3 protein-coding genes and 5 tRNA genes are annotated in these 3,753 nt (G+C 33.1%); 3 read left to right on the top strand and 5 right to left on the bottom strand.

Annotation, left to right across the window (positions count from 1 at the left end):
• Nucleotides 1-317: 317 nt before the first annotated feature.
• From SINDD18_RS08080 to SINDD18_RS08070, 3 genes are all read left to right on the top strand, one after another.
• A complete protein-coding gene (locus tag SINDD18_RS08080) occupies nucleotides 318-1,646 on the top strand; it encodes a Rep family protein (protein WP_061863770.1) in 1,329 nt (442 codons plus the stop codon).
• A gap of 64 nt (nucleotides 1,647-1,710) precedes the next feature.
• Complete coding sequence (locus tag SINDD18_RS08075) at nucleotides 1,711-2,049, top strand: DUF771 domain-containing protein (protein WP_061863769.1); 339 nt, start codon at nucleotides 1,711-1,713, stop codon at nucleotides 2,047-2,049.
• A 52-nt stretch (nucleotides 2,050-2,101) separates the two neighbouring features.
• Nucleotides 2,102-3,244, top strand: a complete 1,143-nt coding sequence (locus tag SINDD18_RS08070; protein ID WP_061863768.1) for a tyrosine-type recombinase/integrase — start codon at nucleotides 2,102-2,104, stop codon at nucleotides 3,242-3,244.
• Nucleotides 3,245-3,314: 70 nt separating this feature from the next.
• Here SINDD18_RS08070 and SINDD18_RS08065 read toward each other — a convergent pair.
• The 5 genes from SINDD18_RS08065 to SINDD18_RS08045 all read right to left on the bottom strand — a co-directional run bounded on the left by SINDD18_RS08065 (nucleotide 3,315) and on the right by SINDD18_RS08045 (nucleotide 3,741).
• A tRNA-Leu gene (locus SINDD18_RS08065) sits at nucleotides 3,315-3,398 on the bottom strand.
• A gap of 9 nt (nucleotides 3,399-3,407) precedes the next feature.
• Nucleotides 3,408-3,479 (bottom strand) — tRNA-Gln (locus SINDD18_RS08060).
• A gap of 13 nt (nucleotides 3,480-3,492) precedes the next feature.
• Nucleotides 3,493-3,565 (bottom strand) — tRNA-His (locus SINDD18_RS08055).
• Between the two features lie 13 nt (nucleotides 3,566-3,578).
• Nucleotides 3,579-3,649, bottom strand: a tRNA-Trp gene (locus SINDD18_RS08050).
• 11 nt (nucleotides 3,650-3,660) lie between these two features.
• Nucleotides 3,661-3,741: transfer RNA gene (locus SINDD18_RS08045), tRNA-Tyr, on the bottom strand.
• Between the last annotated feature and the right edge of the window lie 12 nt (nucleotides 3,742-3,753).

The following is a 3,753-nucleotide window of genomic DNA, read 5'->3' as shown; positions in this document are numbered from 1 at the left end:
TGACAAAGAGCCTTACTTATTTAATGATTTTATTAGATTAGAAAATAGTAGAACATTCATCTCAACAGCATTTAGAAAAAAATAAAGGTGCGGTGTACTGCTACTGAAGGTAAGCAAGTACACCAGCACCATAAATTTTAAACAATTCACGTCTAATGAATAAGAATTTTATGTTGTGATGTGTCAAGTAAATATGATGCTTGTTTGAATGTGGATGCACAGTTTTCTCCGTCTGTGCATCCACATCCAAACCATATCACAACAACTCAAAATCAACACATACTCTTTATTTTGTGTCAAAAACAGAAAGGATTTTTATGAAAATTAATCAAAATGATAGAAAACGAAAATTTTTTGGTCAAATTTCATTTGAATATGAACATAATGCAAATTCAGAATTAACTGAAAAAGATTTTCGTGAATCAGTTATTCAACGAATTAAAGACTATTGTAAAAATGAAGAAGATAGGTATCATATTATTTTTCACGATAAAGATTTAAAAGATGACGGAAGTTCAAAACCATTGCATGCACATTTTTATATTGATTTTAAGCATGCTCATACTTACTCATCAGTATTTAAAGCTCTATCAATTTCAAGGGAACAAAATTTAGAATTTGTTCGTAGTTCAATTAAAACATGCAGATATCTTACACATAGGAATGAACGTAACATGGAAGAACACAAATTTCCCTATGAGGTCAAAGACGTTATTTCATCAGAAAATGCAAATTATATCGATGATATCATGGGAAAAATCAAAAATCATAGCAAAGAAAAGTCTGATAGTGGTTTAGAAATCGATGAATATTGTTTAGAGTTAAGTTATCAAATTTCAGAGGAAGGGTTACTTATAACGGAAGTAAAACAACAATTATTTGAGCAATTTACTCAACGAATAGCACAAAAAGCGTGGAACTCAAATAAAAGACAATTTGAGGAAAACAGACAAGAATATATTCAGAAAGAGTTTATTCGTATGAGTAAGGGCGAACGAAATCATTCAGGTATTTATATTCAAGCTGAAGGGGGAACAGGAAAATCCTATTTAGCTCGCTTACTGGCAGAAGAACATGATAGATTAGGCGCGCATACCCCATCAATAAATAAAAAGCGTTTTGATTTGGGTTCAGGTTATAAAGGGGAAAAAACAATTATAATAAATGAATTAGATGCAAGTTGTGGTATGACTTTTAGAGAACTGTTTCAAGTATTAGAACCAGATTCAGCTACACAGTTAAGTTCACGGTTTAAAGATGCGTATATCATTAATGATTTAACAATTATCACAAATTCAGACACTTATTGGGATTGGTGTGATTCGTGGTTTGGTAAGAAAAATAAAGAATATCATCAGCTAATGAGAAGAATTAGATTTGTAATCAAAATGGTTCATGATGAAAAGAATAAAGTTATCAAAATTGAATTATGGAATTACACAGCTACACGTGATTTAAAAGAAAAAGCGAAACAAGCATTTGAAAAATTACAGACGTATTCACTAAAAAGTGTAGAAAATGAAGAAGAATTTCGAAAAATTGCTTCAGAAATATTAGAAAGAATTAAGAAAGAAAAAAATATTGACAGTAAAAGAAAAGTTATCACTACAGACTCAACCGACCAAAGCGAGTGCAGCGATAACTAAAGTTAATGGAAACAGTAAATACTATTTCTATACATTATTTTATCACAGAAAGAGAAAAATTCATATGACAGATAAGTTTTTAATCAAAATAGACAATTTAGAAGTACAGTTGCCTGCTTCTCATATTATCGTTGAAAAAGATGAATATCTTGATTTAAAAAAGCAAGCCTCAAAAGGGAAATATATTAGCTTAGATGAGGTTTTAAACATGTTATCAGTATCTCGACCTTGGTTATTAAAACATGTTCTTTATCAGCCAGATATTCGCTCAAAAATCGATATTGAAAAGAATAAAGATGGTTTTGTGAAATATCCAGAGAATCAGGGTGGACGGTACTACTTCTTAGCTAGCAAAACAAAACAATTTTTTGAAGAAAACTTTGCAGAAATCTTTAATTTATGATACGATAATCAAGATAATATCTTGATTATTGTCTTTTTAGAAAGAGGTAATCATGTCAGTTTCATACAGAAAAAGAGGTAAAAAGAATTTATGGGACTATAGAATATTTGATAAAAATAAAAAGGTAGTGGCTTCAAATTCAGGATTCAAGACAAAAAGAGAAGCTGAAATTGAAGCACTAGCTCTTGAACTCAAATTGATAAACGGTGCAATCATTGATAAAAATATTACATTCTATGCCCTTTGGGAAAAGTGGTTAGAATTAACAGTTAAACCACAAGGAAAAGCGGATTCTACATTCAATAAACATTTATTGCGTGGTAAGTTTATCAAAGAATATTTCAAGGACAAACCAGCTTTGAAAATTAAAGCAAGCGAATATCAAGGTTTTATAAACAAGTACGCTGAAACAAACTGTCGTGACAATGTTAGTAGAATGAATGCGGAAATTAGAAATGTAATTGTATTTGCGAAACGAGATAAGCTCAATATCGAAGATTTTACTGAAGGTGTCATTATTTCAGGTCGTCCCCCTAAAAAAAGAAAAGATGAAAAATATATTCATAGTTTTCAAGATTATCAAAAGTTAGTAACATATTTAGAAAACAATCTTGATTTAGCTACTTCTATAGTTCCCTATCTATTGTTAATTCAATTAAAAACAGGAATGCGTGCAGGAGAAGTTGCAGGTCTCACATGGGATTGTATATTGTGGGAAAGTTCAGAAATCAAAACTTATAGACGATATGATACAGCTAGGAAACGGTGGGCAAATCCTAAAACAGAAGAATCAATTCGTACAATTCCTGTTGATAACGATACTTTAACTATTCTAAAAAAATTAAAACAAGAACAGACTGTATTCATTGAAAACGGTACAATTACAAATCACGAAAATATGGTTTTAGTAGATTTGAATTATAAGATTGTAACAAATGCAGGGATCAATAAGCATCTAAAACAAATTTTAAAAGATTTGAAAATTTATCCTCAAACTATGACAAGCACAGGTCTGAGACACACGTATTGTTCAACAATGTTAGGAATGGGTGTTGATATTTGGGCAGTCTCAAAATTAATGGGGCATCGAGATATTAAGCAAATAACTGAAACTTACGGCCATCTGATAAAGGAAAAAGCGGATATTGAAAATAACAAAGTTCGTGCTGTTCTGACGAGTTTAGTTAAAAAATAGAATTATTGACCAAAAGTTGACCAAATCGAAAAGGAACGCTGATTTATCAACGTTCCTTAGCTCTATACTATACCGGCGGCCGGGGTCGAACCGGCACGTCCTTGCGGACACTGGATTTTGAGTCCAGCGCGTCTGCCAATTCCGCCACGCCGGCAAATAGTAACTGGGGTAGCTGGATTCGAACCAACGCATGAGGGAGTCAAAGTCCCTTGCCTTACCGCTTGGCTATACCCCAATAATATAAAATAGGCGAGTGATGGGGATCGAACCCACGCATGCCAGAGCCACAATCTGGTGTGTTAACCACTTCACCACACCCGCCATAATTTTAAAACACGGGCAGTAGGAATTGAACCCACACTGAAGGTTTTGGAGACCTTAGTTCTACCTTTAAACTATGCCCGTAGTTAAGGTTATGGAAGGGGAGGGATTCGAACCCCCGAACCCGAAGGAGCGGATTTACAGTCCGCCGCGTTTAGCCTCTTCGCTACCCTTCCAAAATATTTAAA

It is taken from the genome of Streptococcus infantis (assembly GCF_001579645.1).
Taxonomy (GTDB): Bacteria; Bacillota; Bacilli; order Lactobacillales; family Streptococcaceae; genus Streptococcus; species Streptococcus infantis_E.
Note: the sequence above shows the minus strand (reverse complement) of the source record. Positions and strands in the feature narration are given on the sequence as shown.

What these genes read in the sequence shown, in the direction of transcription:
- SINDD18_RS08080 (WP_061863770.1), top strand. Translation starts at nt 318, where the DNA reads ATGAAAATTAATCAAAATGATAGAAAACGAAAATTTTTTGGTCAAATT.
- SINDD18_RS08075 (WP_061863769.1), top strand. Translation starts at nt 1,711, where the DNA reads ATGACAGATAAGTTTTTAATCAAAATAGACAATTTAGAAGTACAGTTG.
- SINDD18_RS08070 (WP_061863768.1), top strand. Translation starts at nt 2,102, where the DNA reads ATGTCAGTTTCATACAGAAAAAGAGGTAAAAAGAATTTATGGGACTAT.